The sequence below is a fragment of the Pseudomonas sp. BN415 genome, from assembly GCF_029871195.1.
In the GTDB taxonomy this organism is placed as follows: domain Bacteria; phylum Pseudomonadota; class Gammaproteobacteria; order Pseudomonadales; family Pseudomonadaceae; genus Metapseudomonas; species Metapseudomonas resinovorans.
This window is the reverse complement of the sequence record NZ_SSOK01000045.1, coordinates 17,125-37,803: the sequence shown is the minus strand read 5'-3', so window position 1 is coordinate 37,803 and position 20,679 is coordinate 17,125. Positions and strand designations below refer to the sequence as shown.

Annotated in this window: 25 protein-coding genes and 1 pseudogene; 14 read left to right on the top strand and 12 right to left on the bottom strand. The window is 64.2% G+C overall.

Annotated elements, in window-relative coordinates:
* Positions 1–21 precede the first annotated feature (21 nt).
* Positions 22–336: a putative quinol monooxygenase gene (locus E8F20_RS11225; RefSeq protein WP_280283786.1), complete on the top strand. Its 315-nt coding sequence runs from the start codon at positions 22–24 to the stop codon at positions 334–336.
* Here E8F20_RS11225 and E8F20_RS11220 read toward each other — a convergent pair.
* Complete coding sequence (locus E8F20_RS11220; protein ID WP_280283793.1) at positions 333–1,097, bottom strand: alpha/beta fold hydrolase; 765 nt, start codon at positions 1,095–1,097, stop codon at positions 333–335. The two genes, E8F20_RS11225 and E8F20_RS11220, sit on opposite strands and share 4 nt — an antisense overlap.
* Before the next feature lie 136 nt (positions 1,098–1,233).
* Between E8F20_RS11220 and E8F20_RS11215 the strand changes: the two genes are divergently transcribed.
* On the top strand, positions 1,234–1,557 hold the full coding sequence (locus E8F20_RS11215) for a carboxymuconolactone decarboxylase family protein (RefSeq protein WP_280283785.1): 324 nt from the start codon (positions 1,234–1,236) through the stop codon (positions 1,555–1,557).
* Between the two features lie 51 nt (positions 1,558–1,608).
* On the opposite strand, the gene E8F20_RS11210 is transcribed toward E8F20_RS11215, so the two are convergent.
* The gene (locus E8F20_RS11210) at positions 1,609–3,462 is read right to left on the bottom strand and encodes an ABC transporter ATP-binding protein/permease (protein ID WP_280283784.1); all 1,854 of its coding nucleotides are present in this window, start codon (positions 3,460–3,462) and stop codon (positions 1,609–1,611) included.
* A gap of 208 nt (positions 3,463–3,670) precedes the next feature.
* Positions 3,671–4,027, bottom strand: a complete 357-nt coding sequence (locus E8F20_RS11205; protein ID WP_280283783.1) for a hypothetical protein — start codon at positions 4,025–4,027, stop codon at positions 3,671–3,673.
* On the opposite strand from E8F20_RS11205, the gene E8F20_RS11200 reads away from it, so the two are divergent.
* The gene (locus E8F20_RS11200) at positions 4,026–4,952 is read left to right on the top strand and encodes a universal stress protein (RefSeq protein ID WP_280283782.1); all 927 of its coding nucleotides are present in this window, start codon (positions 4,026–4,028) and stop codon (positions 4,950–4,952) included. The two genes, E8F20_RS11205 and E8F20_RS11200, sit on opposite strands and share 2 nt — an antisense overlap.
* A gap of 86 nt (positions 4,953–5,038) precedes the next feature.
* Here E8F20_RS11200 and E8F20_RS11195 read toward each other — a convergent pair.
* A pseudogene (locus E8F20_RS11195) lies at positions 5,039–5,283 on the bottom strand (Lrp/AsnC ligand binding domain-containing protein); the annotation flags it as partial.
* A gap of 6 nt (positions 5,284–5,289) precedes the next feature.
* On the bottom strand, positions 5,290–6,207 hold the full coding sequence (locus tag E8F20_RS11190) for a LysR family transcriptional regulator (RefSeq protein WP_280283781.1): 918 nt from the start codon (positions 6,205–6,207) through the stop codon (positions 5,290–5,292).
* Positions 6,208–6,302: 95 nt separating this feature from the next.
* Between E8F20_RS11190 and E8F20_RS11185 the strand changes: the two genes are divergently transcribed.
* Both E8F20_RS11185 and E8F20_RS11180 read left to right on the top strand, forming a co-directional pair.
* Positions 6,303–6,608: a putative quinol monooxygenase gene (locus E8F20_RS11185; protein ID WP_280283780.1), complete on the top strand. Its 306-nt coding sequence runs from the start codon at positions 6,303–6,305 to the stop codon at positions 6,606–6,608.
* Between the two features lie 14 nt (positions 6,609–6,622).
* Positions 6,623–7,471 (top strand): type 1 glutamine amidotransferase domain-containing protein, encoded by an 849-nt coding sequence (locus tag E8F20_RS11180; RefSeq protein ID WP_280283779.1) that lies wholly within the window; start codon positions 6,623–6,625, stop codon positions 7,469–7,471.
* Between the two features lie 97 nt (positions 7,472–7,568).
* Here E8F20_RS11180 and E8F20_RS11175 read toward each other — a convergent pair whose 3' ends face one another.
* Entirely contained in the window at positions 7,569–8,006 is a 438-nt protein-coding gene (locus E8F20_RS11175; protein WP_028630156.1) for an Lrp/AsnC family transcriptional regulator, read from the bottom strand.
* Between the two features lie 130 nt (positions 8,007–8,136).
* Between E8F20_RS11175 and E8F20_RS11170 the strand changes: the two genes are divergently transcribed.
* Positions 8,137–9,030 carry a DMT family transporter gene (locus E8F20_RS11170; RefSeq protein WP_280283778.1) on the top strand — a complete coding sequence of 298 codons (894 nt, stop codon included), beginning with the start codon at positions 8,137–8,139 and terminating at the stop codon, positions 9,028–9,030.
* 86 nt (positions 9,031–9,116) lie between these two features.
* Here the strand turns inward: E8F20_RS11170 and E8F20_RS11165 are convergent, their stop codons facing one another.
* Together E8F20_RS11165 and E8F20_RS11160 are read right to left on the bottom strand one after the other, a co-directional pair.
* A complete protein-coding gene (locus tag E8F20_RS11165; protein ID WP_280283777.1) occupies positions 9,117–9,368 on the bottom strand; it encodes a hypothetical protein in 252 nt (83 codons plus the stop codon).
* A complete protein-coding gene (locus tag E8F20_RS11160) occupies positions 9,346–10,050 on the bottom strand; it encodes a YebC/PmpR family DNA-binding transcriptional regulator (RefSeq protein ID WP_137820911.1) in 705 nt (234 codons plus the stop codon). The genes E8F20_RS11165 and E8F20_RS11160 overlap by 23 nt, the downstream gene beginning before the upstream one ends.
* Positions 10,051–10,245: 195 nt before the next feature.
* On the opposite strand from E8F20_RS11160, the gene E8F20_RS11155 reads away from it, so the two are divergent.
* The 5 genes from E8F20_RS11155 to E8F20_RS11135 all read left to right on the top strand — a co-directional run bounded on the left by E8F20_RS11155 (position 10,246) and on the right by E8F20_RS11135 (position 15,002).
* Entirely contained in the window at positions 10,246–11,994 is a 1,749-nt protein-coding gene (locus E8F20_RS11155) for a diguanylate cyclase (protein WP_280283776.1), read from the top strand.
* A gap of 117 nt (positions 11,995–12,111) precedes the next feature.
* A complete protein-coding gene (locus E8F20_RS11150; protein WP_280283775.1) occupies positions 12,112–12,654 on the top strand; it encodes a DUF3455 domain-containing protein in 543 nt (180 codons plus the stop codon).
* A gap of 77 nt (positions 12,655–12,731) precedes the next feature.
* Entirely contained in the window at positions 12,732–13,283 is a 552-nt protein-coding gene (locus E8F20_RS11145; protein ID WP_280283774.1) for a sigma-70 family RNA polymerase sigma factor, read from the top strand.
* Entirely contained in the window at positions 13,280–13,993 is a 714-nt protein-coding gene (locus E8F20_RS11140; protein WP_280283773.1) for an anti-sigma factor, read from the top strand. The genes E8F20_RS11145 and E8F20_RS11140 overlap by 4 nt, the downstream gene beginning before the upstream one ends.
* Positions 13,994–14,150: 157 nt before the next feature.
* On the top strand, positions 14,151–15,002 hold the full coding sequence (locus tag E8F20_RS11135; RefSeq protein WP_280283772.1) for a CAP domain-containing protein: 852 nt from the start codon (positions 14,151–14,153) through the stop codon (positions 15,000–15,002).
* Positions 15,003–15,195: 193 nt separating this feature from the next.
* On the opposite strand, the gene E8F20_RS11130 is transcribed toward E8F20_RS11135, so the two are convergent.
* From E8F20_RS11130 to E8F20_RS11120, 3 genes are all read right to left on the bottom strand, one after another.
* Positions 15,196–16,032 (bottom strand): bifunctional allantoicase/(S)-ureidoglycine aminohydrolase, encoded by an 837-nt coding sequence (locus E8F20_RS11130; protein ID WP_280283771.1) that lies wholly within the window; start codon positions 16,030–16,032, stop codon positions 15,196–15,198.
* 186 nt (positions 16,033–16,218) lie between these two features.
* Positions 16,219–17,103: a LysR family transcriptional regulator gene (locus tag E8F20_RS11125; protein ID WP_280283770.1), complete on the bottom strand. Its 885-nt coding sequence runs from the start codon at positions 17,101–17,103 to the stop codon at positions 16,219–16,221.
* A gap of 170 nt (positions 17,104–17,273) precedes the next feature.
* Complete coding sequence (locus E8F20_RS11120; protein ID WP_280283769.1) at positions 17,274–17,783, bottom strand: DUF417 family protein; 510 nt, start codon at positions 17,781–17,783, stop codon at positions 17,274–17,276.
* Positions 17,784–18,190: 407 nt separating this feature from the next.
* On the opposite strand from E8F20_RS11120, the gene E8F20_RS11115 reads away from it, so the two are divergent.
* Positions 18,191–18,922, top strand: a complete 732-nt coding sequence (locus E8F20_RS11115; RefSeq protein ID WP_280283768.1) for a hypothetical protein — start codon at positions 18,191–18,193, stop codon at positions 18,920–18,922.
* Between the two features lie 64 nt (positions 18,923–18,986).
* On the opposite strand, the gene E8F20_RS11110 is transcribed toward E8F20_RS11115, so the two are convergent.
* Positions 18,987–19,220 carry a hypothetical protein gene (locus E8F20_RS11110; RefSeq protein WP_280283767.1) on the bottom strand — a complete coding sequence of 78 codons (234 nt, stop codon included), beginning with the start codon at positions 19,218–19,220 and terminating at the stop codon, positions 18,987–18,989.
* A gap of 344 nt (positions 19,221–19,564) precedes the next feature.
* Between E8F20_RS11110 and E8F20_RS11105 the strand changes: the two genes are divergently transcribed.
* Together E8F20_RS11105 and E8F20_RS11100 are read left to right on the top strand one after the other, a co-directional pair.
* Entirely contained in the window at positions 19,565–20,224 is a 660-nt protein-coding gene (locus E8F20_RS11105) for a twin-arginine translocation pathway signal protein (RefSeq protein WP_280283766.1), read from the top strand.
* Entirely contained in the window at positions 20,221–20,400 is a 180-nt protein-coding gene (locus E8F20_RS11100; protein WP_280283765.1) for an HAD hydrolase-like protein, read from the top strand. Before E8F20_RS11105 ends, E8F20_RS11100 begins: the two co-directional genes overlap by 4 nt.
* Positions 20,401–20,679 lie beyond the last annotated feature (279 nt).

The window sequence follows — 20,679 nt, the reverse complement described above, 5'->3', positions numbered from 1 at the left end:
CGCCATGTAGAGGCCATAGCAATGACCCAACCCTACGGTTTCATCCTCCACGCCCACACCAGACCCGAGAAGGCCGACGCGTTCGAGGTGCTGTTCCGCGCCTACGTCGAACCCAGCCGGGCGGAGGAGGGCTGCATCGAGTACCACATGCTGCGTGATGCCCAGGACCCGAGCCTGTTCATCTTCTATGAGGTCTGGCAGAGCCGGGCCGCGCTGGAAGTCCACAGCGCGTTACCACACATGCGCCGCTTCCACGAAAACCGTATGGACTACCTGCGGCGCGACTTCGAGATTCGCGAGATCGAGATGCTCAGCCCGTCGTCCGCCCGCGTCTAAAGCCCGCTGCGAATCAGCCTCAGGTACTCCGCCCGGCCACCGATATCGTTGTGCCCGGCGCCGGCTATCACCTCCCGCCGTGCCACGCCCGTGGGGAACTGGGCGAACAGTTTTTCACTGCTCCAGCGCGGGATCACCTCGTCCCGTTCGGCAATTATCAACAACGTGGGCACAGTAATGACCGGGGCGTAGCGCCAGGACTCGTAGCGGTCCTTGAGCATCCAGCGCACCGGGTAGATGGGGAACCGGCGCTGGGCCAGTTCGAGGATGCTGTTGTAGGGCGTGACCAGCACCAGCCGCGCGGTGGGGCGCTGGCTTGCCAGCTGGATAGCCACGCCGCTGCCCAGGCTGCGGCCGACCAGCGCCACCTTGCCATGCAGGGCATGAACCTTGTCGAACAAAGCCAAGGCGTCCCGGAGGATGTCGGCTTCCGTTGGCTTGCCGGTGCTGTCGCCGAACCCCCGGTAATGCAGCAAATAGAGGGCGTGATCGGGGAAGGCCTCGGCGAAGTCCGGGAGGCTGCGGGAGACGTCCTCGGCATTGCCGCCGAAATAGATCAGAGCCTTGGGGCTGGCCAGCGGACGCACGGTTACGGCTATCCGCTCGTCGGTCACCGGCAACATCAGCAACCGGTCGGGACCGCCGATGGCACGGGGCTGTGGGAAGTAGATCAGCGAGCGCTGGAAGACCAGCAGAGCCGCTCCCAGCCCGAGATAGAGCGCAATGCCCAGCAGGACAATGCCGATCAGGCTACGGGCCATGGCATCAGAGGTGTTGAGTGGTCGCGGCACGTCTTGGGCATGGCGCGTGTCTTCCCTGTGCGGGGTCGGGTCCATTCACCATAGTCGAGGCGCGCTTGCCTAAGCTGTAAGGGCATGCCCAAGCGAGGTGGCCACAATGGAACGCAAGCACGATCTCGACACCTACAAGCGCTTCAAGAAGCAGCATCCGGCGTACTTTCAGGCAGTGGAAACCCTCGGTGCCGTGGTGCGCCAGACCGGACCCCTGGATGAGCGCAGCCTGCAATTGATCCAGCTCGCCGCCGCGGCGGCCATACACTCCGAAGGTGCCGTCCACAGCCATACGCGCCGTGCCCTGGAAGCCGGTGCCACGCCCGACGATATCCACCACACCCTGCTGGTACTCACCAGCACCATCGGATTCCCCACCGTGATGGCCGCCCTGAGCTGGGCGGGGGATGTGTTGGAGAGCAAGGAATAAGGTGCGCGCTGGCGGAGATGCGTACCGCTGCGCGCAACCGCACCCTGCGGGCTAGGCGGTAGGCGAGCTGTCCGCTTCGGGCTCCTGCTGCTGGAGCAGCCACATCTGTGCGTAGCTGCCGCCGATGTCCAGCAGCTCGCGGTGGGTGCCTTTCTCGATCACCCGGCCGGCGTCGAGCACCAGGATTTGGTCGGCGTCCATCACGGTGGAGAGGCGGTGGGCGATGACCAGGGTGGTGCGACCGACCTGAATGCGGTCGAGCGCGGTCTGGATGGCCTTTTCCGACTTGGAGTCCAGCGCCGAAGTGGCTTCGTCGAAGATCAGGATGGCGGGGTTCTTCAGCAGGGCGCGGGCGATGGCCACGCGCTGTTTCTCGCCCCCGGAGAGCTTGAGGCCGCGCTCGCCCACCGGGGTTTCGTAACCGTCGGGCAGGCGCAGGATGAAATCGTGGATATGCGCAGCGCGGGCGGCGGCCTCCACCTCCTCGCGGCTGGCGCCGGGGCGGCCGTAGCTGATGTTGTAGTAGATGCTGTCGTTGAACAGCACGGTGTCCTGGGGAACGATGCCGATGGCGCTGCGCACCGAGCCCTGGGTCAGCTCGCGCAGGTCGTGGCCGTCGATGCGGATGTGCCCGGCGTCGATGTCGTAGAAGCGGTAGAGCAGGCGGGCGAGGGTGGACTTGCCAGAGCCTGAATGGCCGACCACCGCCACGGTGCCACCGGGGGGAATCTCGAAGTCCACGCCGTGGAGGATCTCCCGGCGCGGGTCGTAGCCGAAGTGCACGTTCTCGAAACGCACCCGTGGCCGGGTGGCTTGCAGCGGGGTGGCGCCCGGCGCGTCCTGCACGTCCTGGCGCTCGTCCAGCAGGCCGAACAGCCGCTCCATGTTGGTCAGCGCCTGCTTCACCTCGCGGTACATCATGCCGAGCATGAACAACGGGGCGGACAGCTGCAGCAGGTAGGTGTTCACCAGCACCAGGTCGCCGATGGTGAGTTCGCCGGCCACGACGCCAGCGGCGGCACGCCACATCATGGCCGTGACGCCCATGGCGACGATGGATGTCTGGCCGAGGTTGAGCAGCGCCAGGGATTTGGTGGCCTTGACCTTGGCGTTCTCCAGGTGGCGCAGGTTCTCGTCGTAGCGTGCCGACTCGTGGGCTTCGTTGTTGAAGTACTTCACCGTCTCGTAGTTGAGCAGCGAATCCACCGCGCGCTCATTGGCGCGGGTGTCCGCCTCCACTGCGGCGCGGTAGTAGCGGGTGCGCCATTCGGTGATGGCGAACGTCCAGATGCCATAGGCAACCAGGGTGCCGAGGGTGATGAAGGCGAAGCCCCAGTCGTACGCCCAGACCAGCACTGCAGTGACCAGCAGCACTTCGAGCAGGGTCGGGACAATGGTGTACAGCGTCCAGTCCAGCAAGTCGGAGATGGCACTCCCGCCACGCTCGACGTCACGGGCGACGCCGCCGGTGCGCCGGCCCAGGTGGAACTTCAGGCTCAGCCCGTGCAGGTGCTGGAACACCTTGAGGGTGATCTGCCGCGAGGCCCGCGCCATGACCCGGGCAAATACCACCTGGCGCAGCTCGGTGAACAGGGTGACGCCGATGCGCGAGGCGCCATAGGCCAGCAACAGCGCAACCGGCAGCACCAGGAGGCTGGGCTCGACATTGAGCCCATCGACGATCTGCTTGAGGGCGATGGGCACGTAGAGGTTGATCAGCTTGGCGGCGAAGATCAGCCCCAGCGCCAAAGCGATGCGACCGGTGTAGGGCTTGAGGTAGGGCAGCAAGGTGGCGATCACGGCGGCATCGCCACGGGAGCCGGCCTTGCGCGCAATGGGAGTGGAGCCGTCGTTCTTGTTACCGGTCGCGTCCTGCGGAGCCGGGTTGTCATCCAGGGCTGCCATCGCCCACCTGCCTTGTCTGTGAAAAGTCTTGTGACATTAACCCACTCCCGGGGCGGGCTGGAATTCCAGGGCAGGGCCAACCTGCTGCGCAGGGCCGTTTGTCGAGTGGCCAACGCCCTACCTGCAGCGCGCGGAAATAAGCCAGAGCGCCTATCTCGCGGAATTGCCTAGGCCGGGCGACCAGCTACCTCGCTGCGATACTGGCCAACTACCATAATCTCTGAGCGAGCAGGGCCAGAGGTACCGGAGTCGGTGCTGCCTTCTCGATGTGAATGCAGTGGAAAAGCAGCGCTTGCGCTGGGGAGGCGGCTTTCTCGTTTGCATGAACGATCAGCAGTAGTTCCGTGATCATCGATGCCGATTTGATGCGGGCACCCGCCAGCAAGGCGGATCGGCGAGTCCTGATTTCGGCTGTCGCGTGCAGGATGCCGGTGGGTGAGCTTCCTCCTGACGGAAAGAGTGGCGAGGGTGGGTAACCGCGCTCCCGATCCGCTCGCAGGGGCATGTTCGACGCATGTCGTGCCTCATCCACCCGATAACCCAACGCGCGCGGGAAGATCGTCATGCATACCATCCGTAACACCCTGGTGGTGATGGATCCGCAGCAGTCCGAAGAGCAGATCCTGAGCCGGGCCAGAATGATTGCCAGCGCCACCCGATCGCACCTGCACCTGCTGGTTTGCGATAAGCGTCCCGACCTTTCCGCTCATCTCGAGGAGGTGCGAGGTGCCCTGGAAAAGGAGGGGTTCAGTGTCAGTGCCCAGCGGGCCTGGCACCATAGCCTGTACCAGACCGTGATCGCCGCGCAGCAGGCAGAGGGCTGCGGCCTGGTGATCAAGCAACATCGCCCCGACAATCCCCTGACCAAGTCGATACTCACCCCGGAGGACTGGAAGCTGCTGCGCTACTGCCCCAGCCCGGTACTGATCGTGAAAACCGCCACACCCTGGGCCAGCGGCACCATTCTCGCCGCCGTCGATCTCGGCAACAGTGATATCGAGCATCGCGTCCTGCACGCCGGTATCGTCAGCCACGGCCACGACGTCGCCAGGATGTCCGGCGGTACCTTGCACATGATGAGCGCCCATCCTTACCCGATGCTCTCGGCGCCCGACCCGGTGTTCCAGCGCAAGGAGAGCATCGAGGATTTCTACCGCGAACAGTGCCGGACGCTGCAGAAGGAGTTCAGCATTGATGACGAGCGCCTGCATATCGAGGAAGGCGCGGCGGATATCCTGATCCCGCAGGTTGCCCACAAGCTCAATGCCGCGCTCACGGTGATCGGCAACGTAGCGCGCACCGGGTTGGCCGGGGCCATGATCGGCAATACCGCCGAGATGATTCTCGACACCCTGGAGAGCGATGTCCTGGTGCTCAAGCCGGATGACATCATCACCCATCTGGAGGAGCTGGCAGCTCCGGCGCAAACCCAGCAGGAACAGGCCGCACTATCGTCCTGGCCCTACAACCACCATAACCATCGGCTGTAGCCTGCTCCGGGTGGGGATGACGAATGCCCCGTTTGGCACGGTCTTGTCCAGCAAGCCGGAGTGCTGAACGGGGACTGCCCCGCCCCTCACGCCATGGGCGGCAGCCGGGGTTTCACCGGGGTCTTCTTGATGATGGCGGTGCTGGTTTCGGCGTAGACGTTGATGCGGTCCAGCAGCGTGTCGAGCTATTCCACCGAGCGTACGCACAGCCGCGCGATGAAGCAGTCGTCGCCAGTCACCTTGTCGCACTCGGTGAACTCTGCACTCCCCTGATCTTGCGTTCCAGCACCTGCAACTGGCCGGGCAGGGGGCGGATGCGCACGATGGCCTGCGAGGGTTAGCGCGCCATGGAATCGGTCACCTGCTGGACCTGTTTGCGGAACCAGCGGCGCAGGCGGTCGGCGTCGGTCCGTTCATGCCATATCTGCATCACCTCCACTCGCGGCAGCGTCAACGGCAGCGGGTGCATGCGCAGGTCGGGGTCGTGATCCACGGCTTCTTCGGCCAGTGAGCGCAGGCAGGTGAGCAGCAGGTCGGTGCCGCGAATCAGCCGGGTTGGTGCGATGAAGCTGGACAGCCCGGCGGCGATCCGGCGGCTCAGTCCCCTGGCCTGCAGGGCCCGATCCACCAGGCCATTGAGGTCACCGGTAAGGGTAGTGAGCAGGTGCTCGCAAGCGAGGAACGCGTCCAGGTCCAGGCCGTTGGCCAGGCGCGCGTTGCCTTGGGAGGCCAGGACCACGAAGTCCTCGCTCAGCAGGCGCTGCTGGTGAAAGGTGCCTGGGAGGTCGGTGTAGAAGCCGGCAATCGCCAGGTCGCAGGTGCCTTTTTCCAACTCGTCGCGGGGGAGCTGGCCACGGGTGTTGTGGGTGACCAGCACCAGGTTCGGCGCCTGGCTGCGCAGAATCGGCAGAAGCTTCGGCAGTAGCGTCTGCTCCACGTAGTCGGTGCTGTAGAGATGGAGGCGCTCGGCGCGGCCGAGAAAGTCCTGTCCGTCGCAGCGCTCGTAGAAGGCTTCCAGCTCGCCCACCAGGCGCTGCACCTGGGGCGCCAGCTCGTGGGCGCGGGGCGTGGGAGTGAGGCCGCGAGGGGCGCGGACGAAGAGCGGGTCGCCGAACTGGTGGCGCAGTTTGTTCAGCTTGTGACTCAAGGCCGGTTGGCTGAGGGCCATGCGCTCGGCCGCCAGCGACGCATTGCGTTCCTGGTAGAGCACGTGGAAGACCTGCAGCAGGTTCAGGTCCTTCTTGGTGATATTCATTTTTTGGATGCCAGAAATAAAAGCTTTCGAATTATCGAATCTTAGTGCCTTGCCTAGGATGTCGGCCACTCACGCGCTGATACCCAGGAGACCCCATGACCCTCAGCATCTTCGCCACCATCAGCCCCAGACCCGAGCACCGCGACGCGGTGGAGCAGGCCCTGCGGGTGATGGTCGAGCGCTCCCGGGCCGAGCCCGGCAACCTGCGTTACGACCTGTTCATCCGCGAGGGCGAGGTGCTGGCTTTCGACCTCTTCGAACTCTACGCCGATGAGGCTGCCGTCGAGGCCCATCGCCAGAGTGCCCACTACCAGGCGTATCGCGCCGCCACTGCCGACTGGCTGGCTTCGCCCACCCAGGTGCGCCTCGCCCGTCCGCTGGACGTGGCACCGTTCGACTGAACAGGAGATTCAACATGACCAAGGTTTCCACCCTGGCGCTGGCCCTTGCCGGCGCGATGCTCGCCGGCACGGCCAACGCGGCGCCCAAGGGCGAGGTGCTGGTGCTGCTGTCCAGCGAGAACCAGTTGCCGCTCAAGGACGGCAAGCAATACCCCACTGGCTTCTACCTCAACGAGTTCGGCGTACCCGCGGACCACTTGCTCAAGGCTGGCTACGCGCTGGTGCTGGTGACCCCCAGGGGCAACGCGCCGAGCGTGGATGAACGCTCCATCGATCCGCAGTACTTCGGCGGAGACGCAGCGGAAATGAAGCGCATCCAGAAGGTGGTCGAAGGCCTGCCGGGCATGAACGACAGCCTGTCGCTGCAAGAAGTGCTCGCCGGTGACCTGGACCGCTATGCCGGGTTGCTGATTCCCGGTGGCCACGCGCCACTGATCGACCTGGCCAACAACCCCGAAGTGGGAGCGCTATTGCGTCACTTCCACCAGGCCGGCAAACCCACCGCTGCCATTTGCCACGGGCCCATTGCGTTGCTCTCGGCCCAGGACGATCCCGCCAGCTACCAGGCGGCCCTCGCCCGCGGCGAGAAGCCGGCGGCGAGTAACTGGCTCTACCAGGGCTACCGCATGACCATCTTCGCCGACCCGGAAGAGCAGGTATTCGAAAGCTCCCTCAACGGCGACCGCATCCTCTTCTACCCGGCCAAGGCGATGTCGGGTGCAGGCGGCGACATGGCCTACGCCGAGGCCTGGAGTCCCAACGTGGTCGTGGATCGCGAGTTGATCACCGGCCAGAACCCGTTCTCCGACCATGCGCTGGCCAAGGCGTTGGTGGAGAAGCTGGGGGCGGGGAAGGGCGAGTAACGCGCTACGCCGCTCTGGCGAGTTGGCGCCCGGCACCGACTTGCCGGGCAGCGTTTCTCAATGGAGCGCCGCGCGGCAAAACCTGCGGCGCGGTGTTTCACGCCATCGGCGGCAGCCGCCGCTTCACCGGGGTTTTCTTGACGATGGCAGTGCTGGTTTCGGCGTAGACGTTGATGCGGTCCAGCAGCGTGTCGAGCTGTTCCATGGAGCGCACGCACAGCCGTGCGATGAAGCAGTCGTCGCCGGTCACCTTGTCGCACTCGGTGAATTCCGGAATGTCCTGGATCTTGCGTTCCACCACCTGTAACTGGCCGGGCAGGGGGCGGATGCGGACGATGGCCTGGAGCTGGTAGCCGAAGGCCTTCGGGTCCACCTCCACCGTGTAGCCCGTGAGCACACCGCGTTCTTCCAGCTTGCGCAGCCGCTCCGCGACGCTGGGGGAGGAAAGGCCGCTGATCTGCGCCAGGGCCTTGAGGGAACGGCGCGAGTCTTCCATCAGGGCGGAGATCAGCAACTGGTCGATGTCGTCGGTCATGGCGATCTCGTTAGGTGAACGGATAAAAGTACCTTGATAGTAAAGGTAGATGGCGAAATACGCCTTTGCTATCGCATGGAATCTATCGGTTACGGCTCGTCATACTGTGCGCCACACAGAGGAGCCCATCATGGACACATCAATACATCGCGGTTCGTTGGAAATGGTCGCCGCCATGCTCATCTCCGGCACCATTGGCTGGTTGGTGATGCTCTCGGGGCAGCCAGTGCTGGATGTGGTGTTCTGGCGTTGCCTGTTCGGCGCACTGACCTTGCTGGTCATCTGCGCGGCGATGGGCTTCCTGCGCCCCGGCATCCTGACCCGAGCCACCTTCCTCCTGGCGGTCCTCAGTGGCGTGGCCATCGTCGGCAACTGGGTGCTGCTGTTCGCTTCCTACTCGCGGGCGTCCATCTCCATCGGCACGGCGATCTACAACGTCCAGCCCTTCATGCTGGTCGGGCTGGCAGCGCTGTTCCTCGGTGAAAAGATCACCCTGCAGAAGCTGGCTTGGCTGGCCGTGTCGTTCGTGGGGATGCTGGCCATCGTCAGCGCCCACGGCGGGCAGGGTGAGAGTGGGAGCGATTACCTGGCGGGCATTGCCCTGGCCCTGGGTGCGGCGCTGCTTTATGCGATTGCCGCGCTGATCATCAAGCGGCTGAGCGGGGTGCCACCGCATCTGATCGCGCTGATCCAGGTCACCACCGGGGTGCTGTTGCTGGCACCCATGGCGAACCTGTCCAGTCTGCCGCAGGGCAGCGATACCTGGTCCATCTTGCTGACTCTCGGCGTGATCCACACCGGCGTGATGTACGTGCTGCTCTACGGCGCCATCCAGAAATTGCCGACCGCCCTGACTGGCGCGCTGTCGTTCATCTACCCGATCGCGGCGATTTTCGTGGACTGGCTGGCCTTCGGCCGCCAACTCGAACTGCTGCAGTGGGTGGGCGTGGTGGCCATCCTCGTCGCGGCGATGGGGATGCAGCAGGGCTGGGGTTTTAATTTGCGTCGTGCAGCGCAGGCCTAATAGTAGGCACCACCCTTAGGTTGGCGTCGCGCGAAGCGCGGCCCAACGCATAGGCCCGATTCCCACATCGTTGGGCTTCGCTGCGCTCAATGCAGCTCTTTCGACACCTGGCCGAACTGCCGGTCGGCCGTGTTCAGGCGTTCCAGCTCACGGCGCACCATGTTGGCGAACGCCGAAGGCTTGAGGTGATAGAGCTCGGTGGCGACCCAGGCCAGCCAGCGCGGGCCCATGGCTTCGCGCTGCGCCAACAGGCGCAGCGCTTCGTCACGGGCCTGCCCGGCATGCTCTTCGTGGAACTGCCGGCGGGTTGCCGGATCAGCTGGCTTGCAGGCCGACATAGACGTTCTGCACATCGTCGTGGTTGTCCAGCGCTTCGAGGAAGGCTTCCACTTCCTCCAGCTCGGCGCCGGACAGGCTGACCGGGTTTTTCGCCTTGTAGCCCAGGTTGGCCGACTGCACGGTGAAGCCGAAGTCCGGCAGTGCCTTGCACACGGCGTCCAGGTCGGTCGGGTCGGTGTAGAACAGGGTGGCGCCTTCGTCGTCGGCTTCGAAGTCCTGGGCGCCGGCCTCGATAGCGGCAAGCTCCACGTCGGCATCGGCGCTGGCAGGTTCCGCCTCGATCATGCCCAGGTGGTCGAAGTCCCAGGAGACCGAGCCGGAAGTGCCCAGTTGGCCCTTGCGGAACAGCACGCGCACTTCGGCGACGGTGCGGTTCACGTTATCGGTCAGGCATTCGACGATCACCGGCACGCGGTGCGGCGCGAAGCCTTCATAGAGGGTGCGCTCGTAGTTGACCACTTCGCCGGAAAGGCCCGCGCCTTTCTTGATGGCGCGCTCCAGGGTGTCTTTCGGCATGGAGGCCTTCTTGGCCTGGTGCACGGCGAGACGCAGCTTGGGGTTCATGTCAGGATCGGCACCGTTACGTGCGGCGATCATGATCTCTTTCACCAGTTTGCCGAAGATCTTCCCTCGGGCGTTGGCGGCGGCTTCTTTAGGTTTGGCTTTCCACTGGGCGCCCATGGTGGCTCTCTCGCAGGTTCTGGGGGGAAATGGCGCCGGATTTTACTTGGGGAGAGGGGCGGCTGCCAGCCGGCTCGTCAGTTCCGTGGAGGACCTTCGGGGAATCTGGCGTCTAATGGCCATTATGGATAGATTGCTGATACCCAGGCTGATCAACGCCAGATGGCGCCCACCGCCCCTGCGAGCGGAGACCGAATGCAGTTGCCCAGTAGTTCCAGTGCGCCCCATGGCGCGAGCGATGAGCGATTCGACAACCTGATCCGCTTGCTCAAGAGCCGGTTCGGCGTGATGGCCACCGTGATGACCACTGGCGCCGGTGGCATCCAGCAGATCCGCAACTGCGCCGGGACGGCATGCATCCCGGCGCTGTCAGGTGGCCAGGTTACGCTCCCGCCAGGCATTGGTGGGGCTGATCCCGTGGTGATCCCCGACCTCCTTCAGCAACCAATCGGGTGCCCGGAAGGGCTGGCGCAAGCCTTGCCGGACCTGCGCTTTCTCGCCGCCAGTCCCCTGTTGGCGCCCGATGGCGTCCTGATGGGCCTGCTCTGGCTCCTGCACGATCAACCCCGCGAACTGGACGACGAAGAGCGGCAGGTGCTGCGTGAGTTCGCCGAACTGGCCACCGGAATGCTGGTGGACCGGCTGGAGCTGGAGCGTGTTCGGGAAAGCGAGAAACGCATGGCCCTGGCCATCGCCGGCAGCGGCACCGGCATCTGGGACCGCAATGCCTTGACCGGTGAAATCCACTACTCCACCGACTGGAAAGCGCTGCTGGGTTATGCCGATCACGAGGTGGGCAACCGCATCGAGGAAAGCTATACCCGCGTCCATCCCGAGGACTTGACCTATGTGCAGGCCAGCATCCAGGCCCACTTCGACGGCCGTACCGAGGCTTACGAAGTGGAGCACCGCTTGCGCTGCCGGGACGGCCTCTACAAGTGGGTGTGCAGCCGCGGCAAGGTGGTGGAGTGGGACGCAGCGGGCAAGCCCTTGCGTATGGTAGGTACCACCACTGATGTCACCGCCATGCGCAACCTCTCGGAGAAGATGCAGCAAGCGGCGGCGCTGATGACCGACCTGACCAACGAAATTCCCGGCATGGTCTTCCAGTACCGGCGCCAACTGGACGGCACCGCCTTCTTCTCCTACGTCAGCAATGGCGTCCGCGAGATCTATGGGCTGGCACCGGAGCAGCTGACTCGGAACGCCGACGTACTGCACGGCATCATTCACCCGGACGACCTGATCTTCTACCTCGATTCCCTGGAGCGCTCCGCCCGTGATCTCTCGCCCTGGCACCTGGAGTACCGCGTGCAGTTGCCCGGTTGCGGTCTTTCCTGGCGCCAGGGAGACGCGCGTCCCCGGCCGCTGGCGGACGGCGGCGTGCTCTGGCACGGTTTCATCACCGATATCACTGAACGCAAGCTGATCGAGGCTGAGCTGCAAGTCTTCGCCACTACCGATTCCCTTACCCAACTTTCCAACCGCCGACACTTCATGACGCAGCTGGATGCCGAGCTGGCGCGCGTGCAGCGAACAGCGGGTTACAGCGCGGCGATCCTGATGTTCGACCTGGACCACTTCAAGGCCATCAACGACCGCTGGGGCCACTCCGTGGGAGACCAGGCGCTGCGGCATTTCTCGTCGATCCTCCGTACCCAGTTGCGCCGTACCGATGCCGCCGGGCGCATGGGCGGCGAGGAGTTCGCCGTGGTGCTGAGCAATGTCTCCATCGACGAGGCGAGGTTGTTCGCGGCGCGGGTGCAGGGCGAACTGTCATCTTCCCCCGTTGAACATGGCGAAGAGCGCCTGGCGCTGGCAGTCAGCGTCGGTATCGCAGCGCTCCATCCCGGTGACACCCGCGCGGAAGTCAGCCTGTCGCGCAGCGACATGGCGCTGTATCGGGCCAAGCGCGGTGGGCGCAACCGCATCGAGTGCCACTGAGCGCGTCGTCGACTGCTGAAATTTTTCCGCCGCACTGCATCCAATTGCCCTGCGCGTGGGTAGTACAGGTAGCAGCCAACCGGGCTGTTGACCTGAAACCCCATTGGAGGGCCGTTCATGAACGCTCAAGCCTTTGTTCGTCGTTTCACCCCAGCATTTGCCTTCACCTGCCTGCTGGCGCCTGCGCCAGTGGTGTTCGCGCAGGCCATGCTGCCAGACGCCGTGAAGGTCCCGGAGGGCAACAAGATCGCCCTGGAAACCACGGGCGTTGGCGAGATCACCTATGAGTGCCGTGAAAAGGCGGATGCCAAGGGGCAGGTGGAGTGGACCTTCGTCGGTCCCAAGGCCGTACTGAACGACCGCGACGGCAAGCCAGTGGGCAGCTACTTCGGCCCACCGGCCACCTGGCAGGCGCAAGATGGCTCAAGCATTACCGGCACCCAACTGGCGATTGCGCCGTCCGGAGCGGGAAACCTGCCGTATCAATTGGTCAAGGCCAACCCCGCGACTGGCGATGGCCTGATGAAGGGCGTCAGCTACATTCAACGGGTCGCCCTGAAGGGGGGAGTGGCGCCCGCTTCCGAGTGCTCCGCCACCACCATGGGCAAGCGCGAGATAGTGAAATATCAGGCCGATTACATTTTCTGGACGGCCAAGTGACGATCCATCCGTTCCACAGGGGCTCCCGGCACAACGTCGGGGGCTCCCCGCGCGGTGACACGGCAGGGAGCAACTATTTGGCCGAACCCGAATTCGACTATGACAGCTGTCTGAGGGCCTGTGCCCGCGGCGAACGGCAGGCGCTGCAGGCGCTTTACCAACAGGAAGGGCCGCGATTGCTGGGAGTGGCCCGGCGCATCGCACGGGACAATGCCCTGGCCGAGGACATCGTCCACGACGCGTTCCTGCGCATCTGGACCCACGCTGCCCGTTTCGATCCGGCGCGGGGTTCGGCGCGGGGCTGGATTTTCAGCGTCACCCGCCATCTGGCGCTCAATTTCATGCGAGACAGCGCCCGTGAACTGAACCTGGGCGATCAGGGTGATGAGTCGACTGGCGCCTGGGACGACTTGCGCGAGAGCGTCGGGGCTTTCGACTGGAGCACCGGCGCGGGGCGCATCTACGGTTGCCTGGATCGGCTGGAGTCCCCGCGCCGTGAATGCATCCTGCACGCCTATGTCGAGGGCTATTCCCACGCGGAGATCGCCAGCAGGCTGGGTGCTCCGCTGGGCACCGTGAAGTCCTGGATCAAACGCAGCCTGGCTGCATTGCGGGAGTGCATGGGATGACCGAAGGCCCCCGAGATGAGCTTGAAGAACTGGCCAGCGAATACGTGCTGGGCACGCTGTCTGCCGAGCAGCGCCAGGAAGTGCAGCGACGCCTCGCCCATGACGATGCCCTGCGATCTGCGGTGGATGCCTGGGAGCGACGGCTTCTGCCACTGACGAGCCTGGCCGAGCCCTGCACCCCGTCCGCTCACCTCTGGCATCGGATCGAACGCAGCATCGGGGAGTTGGGGCACCATGCCGGACCTGAGCCCACCAGGGCGCCATCCTGGTGGACGTTGTTGCCGCTCTGGCGGGGGCTGGCGGGTGCCGGGCTGGCGCTTTCGCTGGTGCTGGCCTCACTGCTGCTGACCCGCACAGTACCGTTGGACACGCCTGCCTACCTGGTGGTGCTGGTGGCCCCTCTGGACAAGGCGCCAGGCTGGGTGGTGCAGGCCAGCAGCCCTACAGAAGTCCAGTTGATCCCCCTCGGCGTGGTGGAGGTTCCGGCCGGCAAGGCGCTCGAGTTCTGGACCAAGGCCGATGACTGGCAAGGGCCGGTCTCCCTCGGGCTGGTCAAGCCGGGCCAGCCGCTGCGTGTGTCTATCGACCAACTGCCGCCGCTGCAACCCAACCAGTTGTTCGAGTTGACCCTGGAGAGCGCCACCGGCTCCCCCATCGGCAAGCCCACCGGACCTGTGCAGTTCATCGGGCGTGCGGTCAAGGTGCTCTGAGGCCGGTGCTGGAATCCCGTGTTCCGCCACCGGTGCGTCCCGTCCCCTTGCTGGTCAGCCCCATCAGCGTCGTTCGCTGAAACAATTGCCAGGAGAGGTGCACAGGATGGGGTGGAATCGCGCATCATTGGGCGCAATCAGCTTGAGGGAGGTTTCCATGGAGGTCATGTCATCGGTTTTGCGCCTTGCGGCACTGTCGTTGGGGCTGGTGCTGGCCGGCACCGCGGTGGCGAACGAAGAGACGCAGCTGGTCGAGTCCATCAACGCCTATCGTGGCCAGGTACAGCCCTGCGCCGGCCAGGCTTCCATGGAACTGCCACCGCTCAAGCCGGACCCGCGCCTGATTCTGCCGGCCGGCAGCATTGGCGACTTGCAGCAAGCGCTCTCGCGCACGGCCTATCCGCTGGTCAATGTGCAGGCCATCAACCTCTCCGGTCCCCGTGACGCACAGGCAGCCATGAAGGCGCTGCAGGAAAGCTTCTGCCAGGTGGTGCTGGACCCGCAGTTCGTTGATGTCGGCGTGAGTCGTGAGGGCGTGGACTGGCGCATCGTGCTGGCTCGGCCGCTGCTGGCCGGTGGTCTGGGCGACTGGCAGGTGGAAGGGCAGAAGCTGCTGGAACAGATCAACACCGCTCGCACCCAGGCGCGCCAATGCGGTACGCAATCCTTCTCCGCCGCCTCTCCCCTGACCTGGAATGCCACCCTGGCCGGCGCCTCCCTGGAGCACACCCGCGCCATGGCCAACCAGAACTTCTTCGACCACAAGGACCGGGACGGCCGCACCCCTGGCGACCGCGCGGAGCTGGCCGGCTACACCGCCCAGGTGATCGGTGAAAACATCGCTGCAGGTCTCGATACCGCCAGCAAGGTGGTGGAAGGCTGGCTGGCCAGTCCGGGCCACTGCGCCAACCTGATGAACCCGCAGTTCCGCGAGCTGGGCGCCGCCTACGCGGTGGACCCGAAAAGCGATGCGGGCATCTACTGGACGGCAATGTTCGGCTCGCCTTAACCGGTTCTGTCTCAATACCGTTCCCAGGCTCCACACATGGCGGGCCTTCAATCGTTGGGTTTCGCTGCGCTCTACGCCAACCTACGGCCAGCATGGCGCCCATTCGTAGGGTGCGGTGGAGCGAAGCGATACCCATCATTCCCGGCATAGGCAGAAACGACGACGGGAGCCCTGGGGCTCCCGTCGAGGTGGATCAGTGCGGCTGGTTCAGAGTCAGTCGCATATGGCGGTTCACATCCTTGTACAGCAGGTAGCGGAAGCGACCCGGGCCGCCGGAGTAGCAGGCCTGCGGGCAGAAGGCGCGCAGCCACATGAAGTCGCCGGCTTCCACTTCGACCCAGTCCTGGTTCAGGCGATACACCGCCTTGCCTTCCAGCACGTACAGGCCGTGCTCCATCACGTGGGTTTCGGCGAAGGGAATCACGCCGCCCGGCTCGAAGTTGACGATGTTGACGTGCATGTCATGACGCATGTCGCTCATGTCGACGAAGCGGGTGGTGCTCCAGCGGCCTTCGGTGTCCGGCATCACCTTCGGCTCGATGTCCTGTTCGTTGGTGACGAAGGCTTCCGGCAGCGGTACGCCGTCGACTTTCTGGTAGTGCTTGCGAATCCAGTGGAAGCGAGTGTGCTGGCCGGAGGTATTGCGCACCTTGTAGTCGGCGCCCGGCGGAATGAAGGCGTAGCCGCCCGGCTGCATGGTGTGCACCTGGCCCTGGAGGGTCAGGCTCAGCTCGCCTTCGACAATGAACAGCACGGCTTCGGCGTTGACGTCCTGCTCAGGCTTGTCGCTGCCGCCGTTGGGGGCGAGTTCGACGATGTACTGGGAGAAGGTTTCGGCGAAACCGGACAGCGGGCGGGCGATGACCCACATGCGCATGTTGTCCCAGAAGGGCAGGTGGCTGGTGACGATGTCACGCATCACGCCCTTGGGGATCACGGCATAGGCTTCGGTGAACATCGCGCGGTCGGTGAGCAGCTCGGTCTGTGCCGGGTGCCCGCCGTGCGGCGCGTAATAGGTGGATTTGGCCATGGGGTATTTCCTCATTGTTGTCTTGCTGCCTGGCGCGTGGCGCCAGGTCGAACAATTCGTGCAGATCGGTACGCCACCGGGGCGCTGGCCGTCGCTGCGAACCAACATATCCAGCAGTACGTTCATGCACAAATTAAATGTTGAAATCCGCCGTATTCATTTTTCGAATGCTGAAGCGACCGCCGCTCAGCCCCGAGTGTCCTGGGCGAGGACCCGTGTCAGTACGCGGGCGAGTTCCTGCACCATCGGGTCCGCCGCTGGGCGATGGAGCAGGGCGACTTCGAACACATCGACCGAGGGCAACCCAGTGCTTTTCGGCACCACGGCGTGTCCAGCCGTCACCGCACGCAGCGGCAGCAGGCCGATGCCCATGCCGTCCGCAATGGCCGACTGGATGCCGCTGAGGCTCGAACTGGTGAAGCTGATGTGCCAGCGCCGGCCCACGGATTCCAGGGCGCTGATCATCTCATCGCGGTACACCCCGCGCGGCGGGAAGGTGACGATGGGCAGCGGGTCGAGGTCGATGCAGGGATTGTTGGCGCTGTCCACCCAACGCGTCTTCTCCGGCCAGCAGGCGACCGCTTCACGGCTGTTTTGACGTTGCTTGAGCAATACCAGGTCCAGCTCGCCTCGGTCGTAGCTGGCAGAAAGATCGCGGCTGAGTCCGCTGGTGACTTCCAGCTTCACCTGCGGGTATCGCCGGTTGAAGGCCGCCAGTTGCTCCGTGGTGCGTCCGCTGGCGAAGTCGTCCGGTACGCCGATGCGCACCGTCAGCGCTACCGTGGCGCCGGAGAGTGCTTCGACCATCTCGTCGTTCAACGCCAGCAGGCGCCGCGCGTAGCCCAGCAGCGTCTCGCCGGCGTCGGTGGGTAACACGTCGCGGTTGCCACGCTCCAGCAGGCGATGCCCGGCCATCTCTTCCAGGCGGCGGATCTTCTGGCTGATGGTGGATTGGGTGGAGTGCAGGCGCGTTGCGGCGGTGGTGAAACTGCCGCAGTCAGCCACCGTGACGATGGCTCTCAGCAGGTCGAGGTCGAAGAGGCGGCTATTCGATTTGTCACTTTCGCTCATGGCGGAATCTATTTTCTGAATGGCGATTCCGCTTTTAGCAGGTCAACTTCGCTCCGGCAATTCACTTCGTGTCGCGTTTCCGAAGGGCCGGTGAATGGGGGGGGCGGTTCTCGGGGGAAACAGAAAAGGCCTGGGGCACCTTGGTGCCCCAGGCCTTGTTTCCGGCACGCTCAGCGGGATTCGATCCTGGACAGCGAATGGCCGGCCACGAAGATGGACGCGGCGAGCAATCCCAGGTCCTTGAGGAGGAACTGGCCCGGCGCAACGCTGATGCCGGGGAATCCCACGCTGGGCTCGATCACACCAGGGGTCGAGAACATGAAGCTCAGCGTGGTGAAGAACAAGCCGGCGGAGAGGGCGCCGCCCACCAGCGAAAGCTTTGGCGACAGCAAGCGTCCCGCAATCAGCAAACCGATGGACACTTCGAGGAACCCGAGCAGGGTAGAGAAGGTTCGCACGCTGAACAGTTCATAGAGCCAGCCCAGCAGCGGGCTGTTGCTCACGAGTGGTACCAATCCTTCTGCTTCGTATTGCGTGAACTTCATGCCGCCGAACCAGAAGTAGATGACGGCGAGAGCGAAGTAGGCGCCGAAGATGCCGACCGCCGTGATGGAGGTCCCGAGCGACAGCTTGTTCGGCAGGGTGTTCTTGGCTTGGTGGGTGATTTCAATCGTGTTCATGATCTGGCTTCCCGTAATTTGGCTAAGGGTCGTCCCGGCGAATCCGACTGAGTGGCCATGGGACGAGGGTTCAACGTGCAACCTGCGTGAGAACAATCGAGTCTTTGTTCCGTGCCCCTCACGCCAGGGGCCATCATTTTTCGATCTCATCCGAGCCGTTGATGAGTCATCTCCTCGTGATCCCCCGCGGGCTGCGTGGGGTGTGGAGACAGTTTTGCCGCATGCACTTGGCCTTTGGGCACAGAACGTACGAAGTTCGATGCAGATCGTCTAAATCCACTGGCCATTACTCCGGCCACTTGGCACGAAGCACCAGCCGACAGCGCCGCTGGCGCAGTACCCGGCTCTGGGCTTGGCTTTCCAGTAATGGGGCCGGCGGGTCGGTCCCCTTTGAGAGGACCATTGCCATGAACGGGCAGGGCGGCGATCTGCTGGAACGGGTATTGATGGCCCATGGTGGGGCGGAGCGCTGGCGCGGATACAGCAGGGTGAACGCCAGCATCGTGACTGGCGGCTTACTGTGGGGCATGAAGGGGCTGACCCAGGACAGCAATCCACGGCAGATGACCGTCTGGCTGCACGAGCAGCGCGCATCGGTGATGCCGTTCGGTGCCCCGAACCAGCGTACGGCTTACACGCCCGACCGGATCGCGATCGAAACCACCGAGGGACAGGTGGTGGCGGAGCGGCAGGACCCGCGGGCGTCTTTCCGCGATCACGACGAAACGACGCCCTGGGACGCGCTTCATCGGGCCTACTTCAACGGCTATGCGATGTGGTCGTACCTGACCATGCCATTTCTGTTCACGTTGCCCGGAGTAAAGGCAGAAGAGGTCGCTCCCTGGGCAGAGGACGGCCAGCATTGGCGGTGCTTGCGGGTGCATTTTCCCGAGAGCGTAGCCACCCACTGCCCGCGGCAAGACTTCTATTTCGGCGATGATTTCCTGCTGCGCCGACACGACTACAGCGTCGACGTGAGCGGTGGCCTGCCCGCCGCCCAGTACGTCCGTGACTATGTCGAGAGTGGGGGACTGCACATGCCCGGCAAGCGGCGAGCCTATCGCCGCGACGCGAACAACCGGGCGATCGAGGCGCAACTACTGGTCAGTATCGATATCAGCGACCTTCGTTACTCCTGACTCGGTGCGCTCATCACCCTGACCGCATCAAGCAAAGTTCGCCCCCGACTGCCGCTGACATGGGTCAGAAGTCGATATTTTGATCCCAAGGGTCGCTGCTTTTGCCTCGTCTATTTCCCTGCCTGCGGTCTTGCTCGAAGCGGATTGTCTGGCGGCGATCACAGGCCTTGCGCCGATCACCGCCGCCGCGCGTATCGATTTGAAACTTGGCCCGACCAGGAGAGGACGGCGCCTTTGCGGCCGACTCCATCGGTTCCAGGCTGAATGATTCGAGGTTCAGCTCATCGTTTGCTTTCATGGCATCACTCCGGTGGGCCGGCCTTTCTGGGCCTTACGTAGTACCCAGAGGGTAGATCGGGACCGGGCGCCGATCCTGAAAGGAAGTGGAGTGATGGTACGAGCGGACGATTGGGTTTACCGACGGACAGGCAGGCGTCCGTTGTTCGCGCCGTCAAGTGTCGCGGGTGGCGGCTCTCGTAGCTGTGCGAGCGCGGCGTCGCCACCTGGCGTCTACCAACCGGTCTGACGGCGCGCAGGCCAGTGCCTAGACTCTTAAGGCACGCGCCTCACCGTATGTGCTGACGGTGGGAAGTCTGGCGTGCCGTCGTCACTACGACCGGGCCATACCGGGAGGAGGCGGGCGTGAACAAGCATCCAAAAGCAGGCATCTCGCGGCGTCATTTCCTCGGCAGCGGCGTTGTCCTCCTGGGCGGCGGGCTGCTGGCGAGGTCCGCCTTCGCCGAGCAGGGCTGCCCGGCGACCCAGGGCGATATCCTCGGCCCCTACTACCGCTTCGGCGTGCCGTTCCAGTCGCGGCTGGCCGGCCCCGAGGAGCCGGGGGAGCGTCTGGTGGTGACTGGTACGGTGTTCAGCGCCGATTGCCGCACGCCCATCCCGAATGCGCTTGTGGAAGTCTGGCAGGCCAACAGCACCGGCCTGTACGACACCGAGACGCCCGGCAACTACACCGACAAGGGCAACTTCAAATTGCGCGGCATGCTCTACACGGACGCGCAGGGCAAGTACCGCATCGAGACCGTCATGCCCGGCCGCTACCCCGTGCCGCCGAATCTGCCCGGGCTGGAAAAGTACGGCGGGTTGATGCGCCCCGCGCACATTCATTTCCGCGTCATGGAATCGCTCCATGTGCCGGTCACCCTGCAGCTCTACTTCAAGGGCGACCCCTTCATCGCTGGCGACCCCTGGGCCCATGACCGCACCACCAACACCATCGAGCTGGAGCAGGACGGCGAGCTTCGTCGTGGCGTATTCGACATCGTGCTGGCGCGGGGCTTCGGGTGAACAGCAGCACGCTGATGATTGGCGACGACCTGGTGGCTGACATCCTCGGCGCACAAGCTGCCGGTCTGCAGGCCTGCCTGGTGCGGACCGGCAAGTACCGACCGGGAGACGAGACCCGCGCCGCCGAGGCCTGGGTAGCCGCCGATCTGGCTGAGGCGGTGGCGCAGCTTTGTTGATCTAGGGGAATGCGTGACTGCTTAGGATGGGGCGGGCGGCGTTCCGTGGGCCGTCGAATCCCATCAATTCGCGCTGATGGGGTTCGCTTCGCTCTACGCCATCCTACGGGCCGCCTGGATAAGCTAACGGGGCGGCGTGTTTTGACTTTCGTCCTCCGAAAGCTTTCCAGAATCGAAACCCGGGATAACGGTTCGTCATTAAATTGACCGTTTTCTTGTTTGATTTTTATGTTCTCTATAAGTACCTGATTTGTTGCTGGATATTGCGTGGTGGCGTAT

Excerpts from the sequence above, each read along its gene's own strand:
- E8F20_RS11175 (WP_028630156.1), bottom strand. The coding sequence starts at position 8,006 with ATGACCGACGACATCGACCAGTTGCTGATCTCCGCCCTGATGGAAGAC.
- E8F20_RS11205 (WP_280283783.1), bottom strand. The coding sequence starts at position 4,027 with ATGACGATCTTCCCGCGCGCGTTGGGTTATCGGGTGGATGAGGCACGA.
- E8F20_RS11150 (WP_280283775.1), top strand. The coding sequence starts at position 12,112 with ATGAACGCTCAAGCCTTTGTTCGTCGTTTCACCCCAGCATTTGCCTTC.
- E8F20_RS11170 (WP_280283778.1), top strand. The coding sequence starts at position 8,137 with ATGGACACATCAATACATCGCGGTTCGTTGGAAATGGTCGCCGCCATG.
- E8F20_RS11125 (WP_280283770.1), bottom strand. The coding sequence starts at position 17,103 with ATGAGCGAAAGTGACAAATCGAATAGCCGCCTCTTCGACCTCGACCTG.
- E8F20_RS11140 (WP_280283773.1), top strand. The coding sequence starts at position 13,280 with ATGACCGAAGGCCCCCGAGATGAGCTTGAAGAACTGGCCAGCGAATAC.
- E8F20_RS11225 (WP_280283786.1), top strand. The coding sequence starts at position 22 with ATGACCCAACCCTACGGTTTCATCCTCCACGCCCACACCAGACCCGAG.
- E8F20_RS11135 (WP_280283772.1), top strand. The coding sequence starts at position 14,151 with ATGGAGGTCATGTCATCGGTTTTGCGCCTTGCGGCACTGTCGTTGGGG.
- E8F20_RS11110 (WP_280283767.1), bottom strand. The coding sequence starts at position 19,220 with ATGAAAGCAAACGATGAGCTGAACCTCGAATCATTCAGCCTGGAACCG.
- E8F20_RS11115 (WP_280283768.1), top strand. The coding sequence starts at position 18,191 with ATGAACGGGCAGGGCGGCGATCTGCTGGAACGGGTATTGATGGCCCAT.
- E8F20_RS11200 (WP_280283782.1), top strand. The coding sequence starts at position 4,026 with ATGCATACCATCCGTAACACCCTGGTGGTGATGGATCCGCAGCAGTCC.
- E8F20_RS11180 (WP_280283779.1), top strand. The coding sequence starts at position 6,623 with ATGACCAAGGTTTCCACCCTGGCGCTGGCCCTTGCCGGCGCGATGCTC.
- E8F20_RS11215 (WP_280283785.1), top strand. The coding sequence starts at position 1,234 with ATGGAACGCAAGCACGATCTCGACACCTACAAGCGCTTCAAGAAGCAG.
- E8F20_RS11155 (WP_280283776.1), top strand. The coding sequence starts at position 10,246 with ATGCAGTTGCCCAGTAGTTCCAGTGCGCCCCATGGCGCGAGCGATGAG.
- E8F20_RS11120 (WP_280283769.1), bottom strand. The coding sequence starts at position 17,783 with ATGAACACGATTGAAATCACCCACCAAGCCAAGAACACCCTGCCGAAC.
- E8F20_RS11190 (WP_280283781.1), bottom strand. The coding sequence starts at position 6,207 with ATGAATATCACCAAGAAGGACCTGAACCTGCTGCAGGTCTTCCACGTG.
- E8F20_RS11160 (WP_137820911.1), bottom strand. The coding sequence starts at position 10,050 with ATGGGCGCCCAGTGGAAAGCCAAACCTAAAGAAGCCGCCGCCAACGCC.
- E8F20_RS11185 (WP_280283780.1), top strand. The coding sequence starts at position 6,303 with ATGACCCTCAGCATCTTCGCCACCATCAGCCCCAGACCCGAGCACCGC.
- E8F20_RS11130 (WP_280283771.1), bottom strand. The coding sequence starts at position 16,032 with ATGGCCAAATCCACCTATTACGCGCCGCACGGCGGGCACCCGGCACAG.
- E8F20_RS11210 (WP_280283784.1), bottom strand. The coding sequence starts at position 3,462 with ATGGCAGCCCTGGATGACAACCCGGCTCCGCAGGACGCGACCGGTAAC.
- E8F20_RS11220 (WP_280283793.1), bottom strand. The coding sequence starts at position 1,097 with ATGGCCCGTAGCCTGATCGGCATTGTCCTGCTGGGCATTGCGCTCTAT.
- E8F20_RS11165 (WP_280283777.1), bottom strand. The coding sequence starts at position 9,368 with ATGTCGGCCTGCAAGCCAGCTGATCCGGCAACCCGCCGGCAGTTCCAC.